Raw genomic sequence first — 17,744 nt, 5'->3', positions numbered from 1 at the left:
GGAGATACCGATGCAACTTCGCTCCCCCTTGCTTGCAACCAGCCTGGCGCTGGCCATTGCCAGCCTGGCCGCCTGCAGCAGCACGCAGCCGCCCGCGGCTTCGGCGGCGCCAGCACCCGTGGCCGCAGCGCCTGCCCCGGCAGCGGCGCCCATCACGCAGAGCAGCGCGGCCCAGGCCGCCAGCGCCGCCTATGACTTCGACATGGATGTGTTCCATCCCGTCGTGGGCAGGAGCGGCATGGTGGCCAGCGAGCAGGAGCTGGCCTCGCGCATCGGCCTGCAGATCCTGAAGTCCGGCGGCAATGCGGTGGACGCCGCCGTGGCCATGGGCTTTGCGCTGGCCGTGGCCCTGCCCAACGCAGGCAACATCGGCGGCGGCGGCTTCATGGTGGTGCATGACGCCAAGAGCGGCAAGAACATTGCGCTGGACTTCCGCGAGGTCGCGCCCTCCAAGGCAACGCGCGACATGTACGTGGGTGCGGATGGCAAGGTCATCGACGGCAAATCGCTCTACACCCACTACGCCGTGGGCGTGCCCGGCACCGTGGCCGGCATGGAGCATGCGCTGAAGAAATGGGGATCGCTGCCTTTGTCCACGGTGATTGCGCCGGCCGCAAAGCTGGCCGACAAGGGCTTCCCCGTCAGCGAAACCCTGGCCCAGATCCTGCAGCAGGAAAAGAAGAACATGGGCCAGTGGCCCGCCACCCAGGCCATCTTCTGGCGCAACGGCGAGCCCCTCAAGCGCGGCGACCGCCTGGTGCAAAAGGACCTGGCGCAGTCGCTGCGCCTGATCGGCCAGCAGGGCTCCAAGGTGTTCTACGAAGGCTCCATCGCCCGCAAGATCGCGGCCGAGATGGCGCCGCATGCAGGCGCCCTCTCGCTGCAGGACCTCAAGAGCTACAAGGTCGCCGAGCGCGAGCCTCTGCGCGGCACCTACCGCGGCTACGAGATCGTGACCATGCCGCCTCCGTCCTCCGGCGGCGCCCACCTGATCCAGATCCTCAACATGATGGAACGCTGGCCCATGAACCAGTGGGGCGTCAACAGCGCGCAGAGCATCCACTACATGGCGGAAAGCATGAAGCTGGCCTATGCCGACCGTGCCGAATACCTGGGTGATCCCGACTTCGTGACCGTGCCGCTCAAGGGCCTGACCTCCAAGCGCTATGCCGAGGCACTGGCCGCCGGCATCGACCCCTACCAGGCGCGCGCCGGCAAGGACATCCGCCCCGGCAAGCCCCAGCCCTACGAGAGCGACCAGACCACGCACTACTCGGTGGTGGACAAGGCCGGCAACGCCGTGGCCGTGACCTATACGCTGAACACCAACTTCGGCAGCGGCATCGTGGCCAAGGGCACGGGCATCCTGCTCAACAACGAGATGGACGATTTCTCGGCCAAGCCCGGCGTGGCCAACGCGTATGGACTGGTCGGCGGCGATGCCAATGCGGTGGCCGCAGGCAAGCGCCCGCTATCGTCGATGACGCCGACCATGGTGCTCAAGGGCGGCAAGCCCGTTCTGGTCACCGGCAGCCCCGGCGGCGCACGCATCATCACCACCGTGCTGCAGACCGTGGTCAACACCATCGACTTCGGAATGAACCCGGCCGAGGCCGCCGCCACGCCGCGCTTTCACCACCAGTGGACGCCCGATGAGCTGCGCGTGGAAAAGGGCATCAGCCCCGACACCGTGGCCCTGCTCAAGTCGCGCGGCCACAACGTTGCCGTGAAGGCGTCGATGGGCCGCACCCAGACCATCGAGCTGCGCGACGGCATGCTCTACGGCGCCTCCGACCCGCGCAACCCCGACGGGCAGACACTGGGCTATTGAAGAAAGAAAAAGCCGCGCCCGTTGCCGAGCGCGGCTTTTCACAACAGGGCGGCGCAAGGCCGCCCTCCCACCAATCGTTGTCTCAAAGACCGGCCATCAGTCCTGGACCTTCTGGCCCACTTCGAAGTTGGCCTGGATCTCCAGCGCACGCACCATGCCCGAGTGATCCCAGTTCGCGCCGCCGTGGGCCACGCAGCTGTTGAACAGCTCCTGGGCCTGGGCGGTGTTGGGCAGGGACACGCCGAGCTGGCGCGCGCTGCTCAGGGCCAGGTTCAGGTCCTTTTGGTGCAGCGAGATGCGGAAGCCCGGGTCGAACGTGCGCTTGATCATGCGCTCGGCATGTACTTCCAGGATCTTGGACGAGGCAAAGCCGCCCAGCAGCGCCTCGCGCACGCGGGCCGGGTCGGCACCGGCGCGCGACGCGAACAGCAGGGCCTCGGCCACGGCCTCGATGTTCAGCGCCACGATGATCTGGTTGGCCACCTTGGCGGTCTGGCCGTCGCCGTTGCCGCCCACCAGGGTGATGTTCTTGCCCATGCGCTCGAACAGCGGCTTGACGCGCGCGAACACGTCCTCGGGGCCGCCGACCATGATGGACAGGGTGGCGTTCTTGGCGCCCACCTCGCCGCCGGAGACCGGCGCATCCAGGTACTGGGCGCCGATGGCCTCGATGCGGCGCGCGAAGTCCTTGGTGGCCACGGGCGAGATGGAGCTCATGTCCACCACCACCTTGCCGCTGCTGCCCTTGAGGCCGGCGGCCACGCCGTCCTCGCCGAACAGCACCTTCTCGACATCGGGCGTGTCGGGCAGCATCAGGAAGATGATGTCGGCCCGCTCGGCCACGCCGCGCGCCGTGGTGCACTGGGTGGCGCTGCTCTCGGCGATCTGCGCGGGGATCTTGCCCAGGGTGTTCACGAACAGCTGGTGCCCGGCCGTAAGCAGGTGGCCCGCCATGGGCGCGCCCATGATGCCCAGGCCCACGAAACCAAGCTTGAGAGAGGATGCATTCATGCTGTGTACTCCTTGTCGTTTTTGGGAAATTCGGTAAATCCGAAGATGTTCTGCGGCCGCTCAGGCCGCCACGGCGGCGTGGGCCTCGATCCAGCCCAGGCCCGATTCGGTATCGCGCGCGGGCTTGTACTCGCAGCCCACCCAGCCCTGGTAGCCGATGCGGTCCAGGTGCGCGAACAGGAAGGGGTAGTTGATCTCGCCCGTGCCCGGCTCGTTGCGGCCCGGGTTGTCGGCCAGCTGCACGTGGCCGATGCGCGCCAGGTGCTTTTGCAGCGTGGCCGCCAGCTCGCCCTCGGTGCGCTGCGCGTGGTAGATGTCGTACTGCACGAAGGCGTTGGGCGCGCCCACCTCGTCGAGGATGGACAGGGCCTCGTCCGTGCGGTTCAGGTAGAAGCCGGGAATGTCGAAGGGGTTGATGGGCTCGATCAGCAGGCGCAGATTGGCCGCGCTCAGCGCCGATGCGGCAAAGCGCAGGTTGTCCACGAAGGTGCGGCGCAGCAGCGCGGCATCGGCACCGGCAGGCGCCTTGCCGGCCAGGCAGTTGAGCTGGGGCACGCCCAGCGCATGGCCATAGGTCACGGCCTTGGCCACGCCGGCGCGGAACTCGTCCACGCGGTCGGGGTGGCAGGCAATGCCGCGCTCGCCCGCATCCCAGTCGCCGGCCGGCAGGTTGTGCAGCACGATCTGCAGGCCGTGGGCGTCCACGCGCTCCTTGATCTCTTCGACCGTATGGGCGTAGGGAAACAGGAATTCCACGGCCTCGAAGCCGGCGCGCGCCGCGCGCTCGAAGCGGTCGAGGAAAGGCACCTCGGTGAACAGCATGCTGAGGTTGGCAGCAAAACGGGGCATGTCAGAAGTCTCCGGTAGTCGTTTGGTGGGTGGGTGGCGGCAGGGCGCGCAAGGCGCCCCGCCGGTAAAAATGCCCAAGGGGCAATGGAAATCGGAACCCCCGAGTGCCTGCACCGCCCGCAATGCAGGCATTGGCGCAGCGCCAGCCAGGGATGCCAGGCAAGGGTCGCCCCGCAGCGATGGCGTCGTCCCCCTCCGAAGAGAGGAGGAAGCGGCGCAGCCGCTTAGGGGGTGCCTTGCTTCAATCCAGCAGGGCCAGGGCGCTGGGCACGTCGGCAGGCGCTGCGGCCAGGTCCTCGAACTCGATCACGTTGTCGATCTCGGCGCCCATGGAGATGTTGGTCACGCGCTCCAGGATGACCTCGACGACGACCGGCGTGCGGTGCTCGGCCATCCAGGCCTCGGCCTGCTGCATGGCGGGCGCGAAGTCCTCGGGACGGTGCACGCGGATGGCCTTGCAGCCCAGGCCCTCGACCACTTTGACGTGGTCCACGCCATAGCCTTTGGACTCTTCCTTGTCGTCGACATTGATGTTGTCGAAGGCCAGTTGCACGCAGTAGTCGATGGAGAAGGCGCGCTGCGCCTGGCGGATCAGGCCCAGGTAGCTGTTGTTGACCAGCACATGGATGTAGGGCAGCTTGAACTGCGCACCCACGGCCAGTTCCTCGATCATGAACTGGAAGTCATAGTCGCCCGACAGCGCCACGATCTTGCGGGCCGGGTCGGCCACGCGCACGCCCAGGGCGGCCGGCACGGTCCAGCCCAGCGGGCCGGCCTGGCCGCAGTTGATCCAGTTGCGCGGCTTGTAGACATGCAGGAACTGCGCGCCGGCAATCTGCGACAGGCCGATGGTGGAGACATAGCAGGTGTCCTTGTCCAGGCTGCGGTTCATGCACTGGTAGACACGCTGCGGCTTCATGGGCACGTTGTCGAAATTGGTCTTGCGCAGGTACTCCACATTGTTCTTGCGGGCCTGGCATTCGGACACCCAGCCGCTGCGGTCCTTCAGGCGGCCAGCCGCCTTCCACTCGCGCGCCACCTCCACGAAGAGCTTGAGCGCCGCGCCGGCATCCGAGACGATGCCGTAGTCGGGCGCGAACACGCGGCCGATCTGCGTGGGCTCGATGTCCACGTGCACGAACTTGCGGCCCTTGGTGTAGACCTCGACCGAGCCCGTGTGGCGGTTGGCCCAGCGGTTACCGATGCCCAGCACGAAGTCGGAGGCCAGCATGGTGGCATTGCCGTAGCGGTGGCTGGTCTGCAGGCCGCACATGCCGGCCATCAGGCGGTGGTCGTCAGGGATGGTGCCCCAGCCCATCAGGGTGGGAATCACGGGCACGTCCAGCAGCTCGGCAAACTCCACCAGCAGCTCGGACGCATCGGCGTTGATCACGCCGCCGCCCGAGACCAGCAGCGGACGCTCGGACTCGTTGAGCATGGCGATGGCCTTTTCCACCTGCTTGCGCGTGGCAGCCGGCTTGTAGACAGGCAGGGGCTCGTAGGTGTCGATGTCGAACTCGATCTCGGCCAGTTGCACGTCGATGGGCAGGTCGATCAGCACGGGGCCGGGGCGGCCCGAGCGCATCAGGTGGAAGGCCTGCTGGAAGGCGCGCGGCACCTGGGCCGGCTCCAGCACCGTGGTGGCCCACTTGGTCACGGTCTTGGCGATGGAGGCAATGTCCACGGCCTGGAAATCTTCCTTGTGCAAACGCGAGCGCGGCGCCTGGCCCGTGATGCAGAGAATCGGAATCGAATCCGCGCTGGCCGAGTACAGGCCCGTGATCATGTCCGTGCCGGCCGGGCCGCTGGTGCCGATGCACACGCCGATGTTGCCGGCCACGGCGCGGGTGTAGCCCTCGGCCATGTGGCTTGCGCCTTCGACGTGGCGCGCCAGGATATGGCCGATGCCGCCATGGTCCTTGAGCGCTGCGTACAGCGGGTTGATGGCGGCACCGGGAACGCCGAATGCGACGGTCACGCCTTCTTTTTCCAGCACGCGGACTGCGGCTTCGATTGCTTTCATTTTTGCCATGGGAGGTCTCCTTCAAATTGGAGTCAACTCTAGGCAGACAGGCCGATTGGCGGAACGCCTGCGCAGACCATAAAATTTATTCCGCACAGGAATAACTACCAATGAAAAAGGAGACAGCGCCATGGACAGACTCGATGCCATGCACATGTTCGTGCGCGTGGTGGAGACCAGCAGCTTCACCAAGGTCGCGCACGAATTCGCCACCACGCAGCCCACGGTCACCAAGCAGATCGCAGCCATGGAAGCGCGCCTGAAGGTGCGCCTGCTCAACCGCAACACGCGCGGCGTGAGCCTGACCGAAGCGGGCGCGCTGTACTACGAGAAATGCAAGGCCATCGTCAACGACGTGGCCGAGGCCGACAAGGTGGTCCAGGTGCGACAGACGCAGGTGCAGGGCCAGCTGCGCATTGGCAGCTCGGTGGCCTTTGGCAGGCGCGTGCTGATACCGCTGGCGCTGGAATTCATGGCGCACAACCCCCAGGTGCAGGTCGACCTGAGCTTCGAGGACCGCTACACCGACCTGGTGGCCAACGGCATCGACGTGGCCCTGCGCCTGGGCAAGCTGGCCGACTCCAGCCTGGGCGCACGCACGCTGGGCGTGAACCCCTGGGTGCTGGTGGCCTCGCCCACCTACCTGCGCAAGCGCGGCACGCCGCGCCGCCCCTCCGACCTCAAGGAACATGCCACGCTGATCTACAGCAGCGTGCAGGGCAACGACATCTGGCGTCTGCGCAACGCCAGCGGAGAGCCGGTCTCGGTGGCGGTCACGGGCCGGCTGCGCTCCAACAATCTCTCGGCCCTGCTGGCGGCCTCACGCTCGCACATGGGCATCGCCGCCCTGCCCCGCTACGTGGCCCACGACTCCCTGGAAGCCGGCCGCGTGGTCGAAGTCCTCAAGACCTGCCGCCTGCCCGAGCAGGAAATCCACGCCGTCTACCCCTCGCCGCGCCTGGTGCCACAGAAGGTGCAGTCCTTCATCGCCTTCCTGCAGGGGCGGTTCGATGCCGAATGGTGGGAGACGCTGCCGCGCGGGGCGTGAGGCCAGGCGCTGCGCATTGGCAATGCAATGTATGTACATTGAGAAGAATGCCGCCCGAACGGCATGTCTGATTTCCGTCTTGCGAGGTGACCGCCATGTCCAAAGAAGTGCAAATGACATTTCGTGTCGAGCCTGAGCTGCGCTCGGAGTTTGCCGACGCTGCCTTGCTGGAAAACCGCCCCGCAGCACAGGTGCTGCGCGAGTTGATGCGCGCCTATGTCAACCAGTCGCGTGAGCGCGTCAGCGGCCCTGTGAACGCCGCCATTTCCGCAACGGAGAAACGTCGGCGCGAAGCAGCCGTCAACTTCGCCCGCGCGTCCATCGGACTGGAAGACTTCACGCCTTCCGAAGCTGCTGAGACCGGCGCACGCCAATTTATCCGGGGTGATATCCAGCTTGCCGATTTCGTCCAGGCGAAGGTCAATGCGCGATGAGTTCCCGCCTGCATCCGCGAGCACGTTGACTGCAGCGCAGCGTCAGCAACTCGAAGCCGATCACACATTCAAACGGCTTGTCGAGCTGGAGCTGGAGCCTGTGCGCGGCAGCTTCGACGCTGCCCACCTGAAGGCAGTCCACCATCGCATCTTCCAGGACTTGCCGGACGCCAGCTTCCACGAGGTCACGCCTGGCGAATTCAGAACACAGGTGCCCCATGGCCAGGACTGGATGAAGCAGCGCGGCCTATCGACCATGGGAGGCACTTTCCATGTCGTCTATTCACGCATGGACGACGCGGCCATGGCCAGACTCGACAAGGCCCTCGAAGAAGCCAGCCCCGACGAGCTGCGCGGCTTGAAGACCGCTGAATTCACGGCACGGCTTGCCAGGATATACATCGAGTTGGACTACGCCCATCCATTCAGCGATGGCAACAGCCGAACGCTTCGCACCTTCACCCGGCAGCTCGCCAGGGAAGCTGGATATGAGGTCGATTGGGCACGATTCGGACACAGTGAGACCGGGCGTGATCTTCTCTATATCGCCCGCGACCGCAGCGTGAACGAGCTGGCGAAGCCACACGTGCAGCACGAAAACACCATGCGAAAAATCCTGCGCACGCAGGACCGGCTGAAAGTCCATCCCGCCCTGCCCGACTTGCTGCACGACGCAGTACGTCCTAGCCGCGCAGTAGCCTTTGAGCAACTGAACGAGCGGGAAGCGTTGAGCGAGCATCCCGAGCTGGAAGCGGCATACAAGACCGTGCATGCAGCAGCGACCCGCCTGGCCTCGCAGATGCCGGGCCATCCCGAGGCGCAGAAAGTCGGCATTCAGTCAGTCATGAACCATGTTCAGAACTGCCTGAACGCCGGGGAGACCGTCGACTTCGGCCATAGCCAGAAAAGGTAAAAGCGAACGCCAACGCCCCTAATGGCTACGGCCCGGACCTTCTCAAAGAACCAGAATCGCCCGGAAGTCATTCACGTTGGTATGCGTAGGCCCGGTCACCACCAGATCCCCCAACGCATCAAAGAACCCATACGCATCATTGCGATCCAGGTACTCGGCAATCCGCATGCCCTGGTCCTGGGCCCGCGCCAACGTATCCGGCGACACGCGCGCTCCCGCGTTGTCCTCCACTCCATCGATGCCATCGGTATCGGCCGCCAGCGCCCAGACCTTCTCCTGCCCCTGCAGGGCCTGGGCTAGCCCCATGCAGAACTCGCCCGCGCGCCCGCCGCGCCCCTTGGGCGTGCCGGCCGGGCGCTGCCGGATGGTGACCGTGGTCTCGCCGCCGGACAGGATCACGCAGGGCTTTGCAAACGGCTGGCCGTGGCGGGCCACGGCGCGCGCCAGGGCGGCGTGGACCTTGGCGACTTCGCGCGATTCGCCCTCGATCTCGTCGGACAGCACATGGGTGCGCAGGCCTGCGGCCTCGGCCACGCGTGCGGCCGCCTCCAGCGAGTGCTGGGGCGTGGCGATCATGTGGACCTCATGGCCGTCGAAGCGCGCGTCGCCGGGCTTGGGGGTTTCCAGCTCGCCCGCCTCCAGCGCGCGGCGCACGGATTCGGGCACGTCGATGCGGTAGCGCGCGAGGATGGCCAGCGCGTCGGCGCAGCTGCTGGCATCGGGCACTGTGGGGCCGCTGGCGATGATGGAGGGATCGTCGCCCGGCACATCGCTGATGGTCAGAGTGACCACGCGCGCAGGCGCGCAGGCCGCGCCCAGGCGCCCGCCCTTGATGCGCGACAGGTGCTTGCGCACGCAGTTCATCTCGCCGATGGCGGCGCCGCTTTCCAGCAGGGCGCGGTTGATGCGCTGCTTTTCCTCCAGGTCGATGCCTTCGGCCGGCAGGGTCAGCAGGGCCGAGCCGCCGCCCGAGATCAGGCACAGCACGAGGTCGTCCTCGGTCAGCCCTTCGGTCAGCGCGAGGATGCGTTCGGCGGCGGCCAGGCCTGCCGCGTCGGGCACGGGGTGGGCGGCCTCGACCACTTCGATGCGCTGCGCCAGTCCTTCGGGGCGCGGCGGGATGTGGTGGTAGCGCGTGACCACGAGGCCGGACAGCGGCGCGTCCGCTGGCCACAGCGCCTCCAGCGCCTGGGCCATGGAGCCCCCGGCCTTGCCCGCGCCCAGCACCAGGGTGCGGCCCTTGGGAGGCTTTGGCAGGCATTGGGCCATGCTGTACAGGGGCTGCGCATCCTTGACCGCAGCGCGGTAGAGGTCGAGCAGAAAGGCTTGGGGATCGGTGAGGTGCAGGTCCGTGGTGCTGGTCATGGTGTGTTGTCTCCGCCGGGCATTATGGAATTTCCTGCACCGGCGGTGGCATGCGGTCAAGTCACAACTGATTCGCCCGGCCTCGTTCCTCGTGCCAACTCAACTCAATCCAGGGCCACCTTGGCATCCTTCACCAGCCTGGCGAAGCGGTCGGTGTCCTCGCGGATCTGGCGCGCCATCTGCTCGGGCGATCCGCCGATGGGCTCGGCGCCTATCTCCTCCATCTTCCTGCGGAACTGCGGGGACTCGATGATGCGGTTCATGTCCGCGCCCAGCCGCGCCAGCACCTCGCGGGGCGTGGCGGCCGGTGCCAGCACGCCGAACCAGGTGCCCATGTCGAAGCCCTTGAGCCCGGCCTCGTCCAGCGTGGGCACATCGGGCAGGGCCACCGAGCGCCTGGCCGTGGTCACGGCCAGCGCGCGCAGCTTGCCGGCCTTGATGTGGGGCAGCACAGGCGTGACGGTATCGAAGGACATGGCAATCTGCCCGCCCAGCAGGTCCGTGGTCAGCGGCCCGCTGCCCTTGTAGGGCACGTGCAGCAGCTCCACGCCGCCCATGGACTCGAACTGCGCGCCGATCAGGTGCTGGCCCGTGCCCGCGCCGTTGGAGCCATAGGCCAGCTTGCCGGGCTGGGCCCGGGCCTGGGCCAGCAGCTCCTGCACGGTTTTGGCGGGCACCTGCGGATTGACCACCAGCACATTGGGGACCACGGCCACCACGGTGATGGGCGCCAGGTCCTTCTGGAAGTCATAGCCCAGCCTGCGGTAGACGCTGGTGGCAATGGTGTGGTGCACGGCGCCCATGAGCAGGGTGTAGCCGTCAGGTTTCGCCTTGGCCACATGGTCGGCGCCCAGGGTGGCGCCCGCGCCGGGGCGGTTTTCCACGACCACGGGCTGGCCCAGACTCTTGGACAGCTCCTGGCCCAGCGCACGTGCCAGCACATCGGTGGTACCGCCTGCGGGAAACGGCACGATGAGGTTGACGGGGCGCGCCGGCCAAGCCTGGGCCCAGGCCGAAGACATGGCGGCTGGAATGGTGGCGGCGGCCAGCGCGCACGCGGCGGCAACCCTGGTGATGCGGTTCATGGCTTGTCTCCTGTCTGTTCTTTTGTGGGTTATCGGACCATGCAGCGCGCGCTCAGGCAGGCACGGGCACGGCCTGGACCTCGGCAGTGTGCGCGCGCAGCCGAGCGCAGACCGCGTCGGTGACCTGGCGCGTGGTGGCCTTGCCGCCCAGGTCACGCGTGTGCAGCGCGGCATCGGCCGTCACCTGCTCCACGGCCTGCATCAGGCGCTGCGCGGCGCGGTGCTCGCCCAGGTGCTCCAGCAGCATCACGCAGCTCCAGAAGGTGCCCACGGGGTTGGCCAGGCCCTGGCCCATGATGTCGAAGGCCGATCCGTGGATGGGCTCGAACATGCTGGGGTAGCGGCGCTCCGGATCGATGTTGCCTGTGGGCGCAATGCCCAGGCTGCCGGCCAGCGCGGCCGCCAGGTCGCTGAGGATGTCGGCATGCAGGTTGGTGGCGACCAGGGTGTCCAGCGAGGCCGGGCGGTTGACCATGCGCGCCGTGGCTGCGTCCACCAACTCCTTGTCCCAGCGCACGTCGGGGAACTCGGCGGCCACCTGCACCGCGATCTCGTCCCACATCACCATGGCGTGGCGCTGGGCGTTGGACTTGGTGATCACCGTCAGCAGCTTGCGCGGCCGCGACTGCGCCAGGCGGAAGGCGAAGCGCATGATGCGCTCCACGCCCGCACGGGTCATCATGCTCACGTCGGTGGCCACCTCGATGGGATGGCCCTGGTGGGCGCGGCCGCCCACGCCCGCGTATTCGCCTTCGGAGTTCTCGCGCACGATGACCCAGTCCAGGTCCTCGCGTGCGCAGCGCTTGAGCGGCGCATCGATGCCGGGCAGGATGCGCGTGGGCCGCACATTGGCGTACTGATCGAACCCCTGGCAGATCTTCAGGCGCAGGCCCCACAGCGTGACATGGTCGGGAATGTGCGGGTCGCCGGCCGAGCCGAACAGGATGGCGTCCTGGCCGCGCAGCGCGTCCAGCCCGTCGGCCGGCATCATCTCGCCGTGCGCGCGGTACCAGTCGCCGCCCCAGCCGAAACTGGTGAAGGCAAAGCCCAGGCCGGGCTGGGTTTCGGCCAGCGCCTGCAGCACCTCCTGCCCTGCGGGCACCACTTCCTTGCCGATGCCATCGCCGGGAATGCAGGCGATGCGGTATGTCTTTGTCATGAGGGCTCCTTGGATTGCGGTGGATGAAGCGCCATGCGGATCCATGGCCTTGTCCGTGAATCTATCGATGGAACAACGCCGCGCGCGCCTCTAGAGTGATGGCATCGTTCACTTTGATTCAACAATGAGCACACCCGTCTCAGCGCCATCGGAGATGGCCTTCTTCTGCCTGCTGGCCCGCAGCGCCAGCCTGTCGGCCACGGCCCGCGAGCTGGGCATCACCACGCCGGCGGCCAGCAAGCGCCTGTCCCAGATGGAGGCGCGGCTGGGCGTGCAACTGGTCAGCCGCACGACGCGGCGCCTGGGCCTGACCGATGAGGGCCAGACCTACCTGGCCCATGCGCGGCGCATCCTGGACGACATTGCCGCCATGGAGCAGGCCGTGGCCGGCATGCCCGGGCAGCCGCAGGGCCTGCTGCGCATCAATGCCACGCTGGGATTCGGGCGCAGCCATATCGCGCCCCTGATCGCCAGCTTCGTGCGCAAGCACCCGCAGATCCAGGTGCAGCTGCAGCTGTCGGCCTCGCCGCCGCCCCTGGTCGATGACAGCTTCGACCTGTGCATACGCTTTGGCGAGCCGCCGGACGCGCGCATCATCGCGCGGCGCCTGGCGCCCAACCGGCGGCTGCTGTGCGCGTCTGCCGCCTACCTGGCACGGCGCGGCACGCCGGCCACCCCGCGCGAGCTGATGCAGCACGACTGCATCGACATCCGCCAGGGCGACGACACCCACGGCGTCTGGCGCTTCACCCACAACGGCCCCGGCCGCAAGACCGAGGCCATCCGCCTGCGCGACAGCCTGAGCACCAACGATGGCGAGATCGCCGTGGGCTGGGCTCTGGCCGGCCTGGGCATCGTCATGCGCGCCGAATGGGATGTCGCCCGCTACCTGCGCAGCGGCCGCCTGGTGCAGGTGCTGGCCGACCATGCCACGGCGCCGGCCGACATCCATGTGGTCTATCCGCAGCGGCATGCGGCAACCCAGCGCGTGCAGCGCTTTGTCGAGCACCTGGCACGGCACTTCGATACGGCCGCGCCCGGTTTCTGAAAAGGGATGCCGTATGCGGGGAAACGCCAATAAGCAGTAGACAGAAACTGTATACAACTCTTGTGACCAGCCGCTATGATGGCTGAATGGAGACTTCCACCACCAGTTTCATTGTCGAGAGCCTGACCCGGGCCATCGTCGAACACCGTCTTCTGCCCGGCACCAAGCTGGCCGAGCAGAAATTGGCAGACCATTTCGGCGTCTCGCGCACCCTGGTGCGCCAGGCGCTGTTCCAGCTGTCGCAAAACCGCCTGATCCGGCTCGAACCCGCGCGCGGGGCCTTCGTGGCCACGCCCTCGGTGGACGAGGCGCGCCAGGTCTTCGCCGTGCGCCGCATGCTCGAAGCCGAGATGGTGCGCGCCTTCATCGCCCAGAGCACGCCGGCCAAGATCCGCGCGCTGCGGCAGCACGTGGCGGCCGAGAAAAAGGCCATGGACGGCAACGATGTCGGCCAGCGCACCGAGCTGCTGGGCGACTTCCACGTGCGCATGGCCGAACTCATGGGCAACGAGGTGTTGGCCCAGCTGCTGGGCGAGCTGATCTCGCGCTGCGCGCTGATCACGCTGATGTACCAGTCCAGCACGGCCGCCGAGCATTCCCATGACGAGCATGCCGAAATCGTCACGGCCCTGGCCGGCGGCGACGCCGACCACGCCGTGCAGCTCATGCAGCAGCACCTGGACCACGTGGAAGCCGGCCTGACCTTCGACCGCGACATGCCGACCAGCGATCTTTCGATGGCCCTTTCCTCCGTATCCGCATGACCTACGACGCCACTGCCCCCTATCCCCGCGACCTGATCGGCTACGGTCGCACGCCCCCCCACGCCCGCTGGCCAGGCCAGGCCCGAGTGGCCGTGCAGTTCGTCCTCAACTATGAAGAGGGCGGAGAGAACTGCGTGCTGCACGGCGATGCCGCCAGCGAGCAGTTCCTGTCCGAAATGTTCAACCCGGCCGCCTACCCCGAGCGCCACATGAGCATGGAAGGCATCTATGAATACGGCTCGCGCGCCGGTGTCTGGCGCATCCTGCGCGAGTTCGAGAAGCGCGGGCTGCCGCTGACCGTGTTCGGCGTGGCGACGGCCCTGCAAAAGCATCGCGAGCTGGCCCAGGCCTTCGACGAGCTGGGCCATGAAGTGGCCTGCCACGGCCTCAAGTGGATCCACTACCAGGGCGTGCCCGCCGATGTGGAACGCGCCCACATGCAGCAGTGCATGGAGATCTTCGGCGAGCTGTACGGCCACGATGGCGACCACGGCCTCGGCTGGTACACGGGCCGCGACAGCCCCAACACCCACCGCCTGGTGGCCGACGACGGCCGCTTCGCCTACGACAGCGACTACTACGGCGACGACCTGCCCTTCTGGATGAAGGTCGGCAAGAGCGACGGCAGCACCCGCAGCCAGCTCATCGTGCCCTACACGCTGGACTGCAACGACATGCGCTTCGCCCTGCCCCAGGGCTACTCGCACGCCGACCCGTTCTTCCAATACCTGAAGGACACGTTCGACGCCCTCTACGCCGAGGGCGATCCGGCCGGCGATGACTCCCCCAAGATGATGAGCATTGGCATGCACTGCCGCCTGCTGGGCCGCCCCGGCCGCATCACGGCACTGCAGCGCTTTCTGGACCACATTCAGCGGCACGACAAGGTCTGGGTCTGCCGCCGCATCGACCTCGCGCGCCACTGGGCGCACCACCATCCCGACAAGGAATAACGCAGCATGGCTCTGACGCTGGAACAACTCAACGCCGCCGACCTGGCCACCGCCGCCAGTCTGCTGGACGGCCTCTACGAACACTCGCCCTGGATTGCCGAGGCCGCGCTGGCCCAGCGCCCCTTCCGCTCGCTGGCACAGATCAAGTACGCCATGGCCCAGGTGCTGGACAAGGCGCCGGTGCAGGCCAAGCTCGACCTGATCCGCGCCCACCCGGAGCTGGCCGGCAAGGCCATGGAGACCAATACGCTCACGGCCGAATCCACCAACGAGCAGAACAAGGCCGGCCTGACGCGCTGCACGCCCGAGGAGCTGGAGCACATCCGCAAGCTCAACGCCGAGTACGGCAAGCGCTTCGGCTTTCCCTTCATCCTGGCCGTGCGCGGTCCGCGCGGCGCGGGCCTGGCCAAGGCCGAGATCATCGAGACCTTCGAGCGCCGCCTGCACAACCACCCCGACTTCGAGCTGGGCGAGGCGCTGCGCAACATCCACCGCATTGCCGAGATCCGCCTGAACGACAAGTTCGGCTACACGCCCGAGCTGGGCAACGATGTCTGGGACTGGCAGGAAAAGCTGGCCCAGCACAGCGACCCCGGCTATGCCGAAAAGGGCCAGCTCACCGTCACCTACCTGACCGATGCCCACCGCGCCTGCGCCCAGCGCATCAGCCACTGGATGCGCGACTGCGGCTTCGACGAGGTCGAGATCGACGCCGTGGGCAACGTCGTGGGCCGCTACAAGGCGGCCACCGAGGACGCCAGGACCCTGCTGACCGGCAGCCACTACGACACCGTGCGCAACGGCGGCAAGTATGACGGCCGCCTGGGCATCTTCGTGCCCATGGCCTGCGTGCGCGAGCTGCACCGCCAGGGCAAGCGCCTGCCGTTCCACATCGAGGTCGTGGGTTTTGCGGAAGAGGAAGGCCAGCGCTACAAGGCCACCTTCCTGGGCTCGGGCGCGCTGATCGGCGACTTCAAGCAGGAATGGCTGGAGCAAAAGGACGCCGATGGCATCACCCTGCGCGAGGCCATGCAGCATGCCGGCCTGTGCATTGACGACATTCCGAAGCTGCAGCGCGATCCGGCCCGCTACCTGGGCTTCATCGAAGTGCACATCGAACAAGGCCCGGTGCTCAACGAGCTGGACATCCCGCTGGGCATCGTCACCTCCATCAACGGCAGCGCGCGCTACATCTGCGAGATGATCGGCATGGCCAGCCACGCCGGCACCACGCCCATGGACCGCCGCCGCGATGCCGCCTGCGGCGTGGCCGAGCTGGCGCTGTACATCGAAAAGCGCGCCGCGCGCGACGGCACCTCGGTGGCCACCATGGGCCAGCTCAATGTGCCCAGCGGCTCGGTCAACGTGGTCCCCGGCCGCTGCCAGTTCAGCCTGGACCTGCGCGCGCCCACCAACGAGCAGCGCGACGCCATGGTGGCCGACATCCTGGCCGAGATCGAGGCCATCGCCCAGCGCCGTGGCCTGCGCTACAGCACCGAGCTGGCCATGAAGGCCGCCGCCGCCCCCAGCGCCCCCGAATGGCAGCAGCGCTGGGAAGCCGCCGTGGACGCCCTGGGCGTGCCCCTGTACCGCATGCCCAGCGGCGCCGGCCACGACGCCATGAAGCTGCACGAAATCATGCCCCAGGCCATGCTGTTCGTGCGCGGCCTGAACGCCGGCATCAGCCACAACCCGCTGGAAAGCTCCACCGCCGACGACATGCAACTGTCCGTCGATGCCTTCTCCCACGTACTGAACCAGCTGGCCCAAGAGCAGCAATGACCGACATGAACCAAGACAAGCAAGCCACCTACGCCGCCCTGGACGCCTGGATCGACCAGCATTTCGATGAAGAGGTGCAATTCCTGCAGGCCCTGGTCCAGGTTCCGACCGACACCCCGCCCGGCAACAACGCACCCCACGCCGAGCGCACGGCCGAGCTGCTCAAGACCCTGGGCTACGAGGCCGAGAAGCACACCGTGCCCGAGGCCGACGTCAAGGCCTACGGCATGGAGTCCATCACCAACCTGATCGTGCGCCGCCCCTACGGCAGCGCAGGTGACGCCGGTGGCGGCCTGACCATTGCGCTGAACGCCCACGGCGACGTGGTGCCGCCCGGTGAAGGCTGGACCCAGGACCCCTATGGCGCCGCCATCGAGGACGGCAAGCTCTACGGCCGCGCCGCCGCCGTGAGCAAGAGCGACTTCGCCACCTTCACCTACGCCGTGCGTGCGCTCGAAGCCGTGGCCCGGCCCTCCAAGGGCGCGGTGGAACTGCACTTCACCTATGACGAGGAATTCGGCGGCATCCTGGGCCCCGGCTGGCTGCTGGCCAACAACCTCACCAAGCCCGACCTCATGGTCGCGGCCGGCTTCAGCTACGAAGTCGTCACCGCCCACAACGGCTGCCTGCAGATGGAAGTGACCGTGCAGGGCAAGATGGCCCACGCCGCCGTGCCCCACACCGGCGTGGACGCGCTGCAGGCCGCCGTGGTGCTGATGAATGCGCTGTACGCCGAGAACACCAAGTACCAGCAGGTGACCTCCAAGGTGCCGGGCATCAAGCACCCCTACCTGAACATCGGCCGCATCGAAGGCGGCACCAACACCAACGTGGTGCCCGGCAAGGTCGTGCTCAAGATCGACCGCCGCATGATCCCCGAGGAGAACCCGGCCGAGGTCGAGGCCAGCATCCGCGCCGTCATCGCCCAGGCCATTGCCGACTTCAACGCCAAGGGCGGCTACACGGGCGAGGATGCCGTGCGCGTGGACATCAAGCGCCTGCTGCTGGCCAATGCCATGACGCCGCTGGCGGGCAACAAGCCCCTGGTGGACGCCATCCAGGCCCATGGCGAAGCCGTCTTCGGCGAAAAGCCCCCGGCCGTGGGCACGCCGCTGTACACCGACGTGCGCCTGTACGTGGAGCGCGGCATTCCCGGCGTGATCTACGGCGCCGGCCCGCGCACCGTGCTGGAGTCCCATGCCAAGCGCGCCGACGAGCGCCTGGTGCTGGAGGACCTGCGCCGCGCCACCAAGGTCATTGCACGCATGCTGTGCGACCTGACGGCCTGACCGCCTGACGGCCCGCATCAAGGCACGACACCCAAGCCCGGCGCCGCCGGGCTTTTTTGCGCCCGGGCACCGTATCGGGGCGCATGCACCGCCGCAGCCCATGCCGTGCGCCAGAGCCGCGCACGAACCGCGCTCAAGCCGCGCCAAGCCGCGCGGTAGCGGCCGCCAGGCACCAGCACGGTGCCTGGTG

Annotated in this window: 15 protein-coding genes; 9 read left to right on the top strand and 6 right to left on the bottom strand. The window is 67.4% G+C overall.

The features are described from left to right. Window positions 1-10 precede the first annotated feature (10 nt). Window positions 11-1,831 carry a gamma-glutamyltransferase gene (gene ggt, locus LGR64_RS19105; RefSeq protein ID WP_230356625.1) on the top strand — a complete coding sequence of 607 codons (1,821 nt, stop codon included), beginning with the start codon at window positions 11-13 and terminating at the stop codon, window positions 1,829-1,831. Window positions 1,832-1,927: 96 nt separating this feature from the next. On the opposite strand, the gene glxR is transcribed toward ggt, so the two are convergent. The 3 genes from glxR to gcl form a co-directional block, all read right to left on the bottom strand. Then, window positions 1,928-2,842 (bottom strand): 2-hydroxy-3-oxopropionate reductase, encoded by a 915-nt coding sequence (gene glxR, locus LGR64_RS19100; protein WP_043824000.1) that lies wholly within the window; start codon window positions 2,840-2,842, stop codon window positions 1,928-1,930. Between the two features lie 60 nt (window positions 2,843-2,902). Next, window positions 2,903-3,691 carry a hydroxypyruvate isomerase gene (hyi, locus tag LGR64_RS19095; RefSeq protein ID WP_088166718.1) on the bottom strand — a complete coding sequence of 263 codons (789 nt, stop codon included), beginning with the start codon at window positions 3,689-3,691 and terminating at the stop codon, window positions 2,903-2,905. A 241-nt stretch (window positions 3,692-3,932) separates the two neighbouring features. Next, complete coding sequence (gcl, locus tag LGR64_RS19090) at window positions 3,933-5,723, bottom strand: glyoxylate carboligase (protein ID WP_230356623.1); 1,791 nt, start codon at window positions 5,721-5,723, stop codon at window positions 3,933-3,935. A gap of 121 nt (window positions 5,724-5,844) precedes the next feature. Between gcl and LGR64_RS19085 the strand changes: the two genes are divergently transcribed. The 3 genes from LGR64_RS19085 (at window position 5,845) to LGR64_RS19075 (ending at window position 8,109) form a co-directional block, all read left to right on the top strand. Next, window positions 5,845-6,762 (top strand): LysR family transcriptional regulator, encoded by a 918-nt coding sequence (locus LGR64_RS19085; RefSeq protein ID WP_013803709.1) that lies wholly within the window; start codon window positions 5,845-5,847, stop codon window positions 6,760-6,762. A 95-nt stretch (window positions 6,763-6,857) separates the two neighbouring features. After that, entirely contained in the window at window positions 6,858-7,196 is a 339-nt protein-coding gene (locus tag LGR64_RS19080) for an antitoxin VbhA family protein (RefSeq protein ID WP_230356621.1), read from the top strand. After that, window positions 7,186-8,109: a Fic/DOC family protein gene (locus LGR64_RS19075; RefSeq protein ID WP_230356619.1), complete on the top strand. Its 924-nt coding sequence runs from the start codon at window positions 7,186-7,188 to the stop codon at window positions 8,107-8,109. Before LGR64_RS19080 ends, LGR64_RS19075 begins: the two co-directional genes overlap by 11 nt. A gap of 42 nt (window positions 8,110-8,151) precedes the next feature. On the opposite strand, the gene LGR64_RS19070 is transcribed toward LGR64_RS19075, so the two are convergent. The 3 genes from LGR64_RS19070 to LGR64_RS19060 all read right to left on the bottom strand — a co-directional run bounded on the left by LGR64_RS19070 (window position 8,152) and on the right by LGR64_RS19060 (window position 11,718). After that, window positions 8,152-9,474, bottom strand: a complete 1,323-nt coding sequence (locus LGR64_RS19070; RefSeq protein WP_230356617.1) for a glycerate kinase type-2 family protein — start codon at window positions 9,472-9,474, stop codon at window positions 8,152-8,154. Between the two features lie 104 nt (window positions 9,475-9,578). Beyond that, window positions 9,579-10,559, bottom strand: coding sequence for a Bug family tripartite tricarboxylate transporter substrate binding protein (locus LGR64_RS19065; protein ID WP_230356615.1), 981 nt, complete (start codon window positions 10,557-10,559; stop codon window positions 9,579-9,581). Between the two features lie 52 nt (window positions 10,560-10,611). Then, window positions 10,612-11,718: a tartrate dehydrogenase gene (locus LGR64_RS19060; protein ID WP_230356614.1), complete on the bottom strand. Its 1,107-nt coding sequence runs from the start codon at window positions 11,716-11,718 to the stop codon at window positions 10,612-10,614. Window positions 11,719-11,842: 124 nt separating this feature from the next. Between LGR64_RS19060 and LGR64_RS19055 the strand changes: the two genes are divergently transcribed. The 5 genes from LGR64_RS19055 to LGR64_RS19035 all read left to right on the top strand — a co-directional run bounded on the left by LGR64_RS19055 (window position 11,843) and on the right by LGR64_RS19035 (window position 17,554). Then, window positions 11,843-12,766: a LysR family transcriptional regulator gene (locus LGR64_RS19055; RefSeq protein ID WP_013803713.1), complete on the top strand. Its 924-nt coding sequence runs from the start codon at window positions 11,843-11,845 to the stop codon at window positions 12,764-12,766. Window positions 12,767-12,852: 86 nt separating this feature from the next. Continuing rightward, complete coding sequence (locus LGR64_RS19050; RefSeq protein ID WP_012204034.1) at window positions 12,853-13,530, top strand: GntR family transcriptional regulator; 678 nt, start codon at window positions 12,853-12,855, stop codon at window positions 13,528-13,530. After that, window positions 13,527-14,483, top strand: coding sequence for an allantoinase PuuE (gene puuE, locus LGR64_RS19045; protein WP_141829561.1), 957 nt, complete (start codon window positions 13,527-13,529; stop codon window positions 14,481-14,483). Before LGR64_RS19050 ends, puuE begins: the two co-directional genes overlap by 4 nt. Window positions 14,484-14,489: 6 nt before the next feature. Continuing rightward, window positions 14,490-16,265: a 2-oxo-4-hydroxy-4-carboxy-5-ureidoimidazoline decarboxylase gene (uraD, locus tag LGR64_RS19040; RefSeq protein ID WP_202758118.1), complete on the top strand. Its 1,776-nt coding sequence runs from the start codon at window positions 14,490-14,492 to the stop codon at window positions 16,263-16,265. Next, window positions 16,262-17,554, top strand: coding sequence for a M20 family metallopeptidase (locus LGR64_RS19035; RefSeq protein ID WP_063326941.1), 1,293 nt, complete (start codon window positions 16,262-16,264; stop codon window positions 17,552-17,554). Before uraD ends, LGR64_RS19035 begins: the two co-directional genes overlap by 4 nt. Window positions 17,555-17,744 lie beyond the last annotated feature (190 nt).

Origin of the sequence: Delftia sp. Lp-1, from assembly GCF_020523835.1 — a bacterium.
Lineage (GTDB): Bacteria > Pseudomonadota > Gammaproteobacteria > Burkholderiales > Burkholderiaceae_C > Comamonas > Comamonas acidovorans.
The sequence above is the reverse complement of the archived record's forward strand: the minus strand, read 5'-3'. Positions and strand labels throughout refer to the sequence as shown.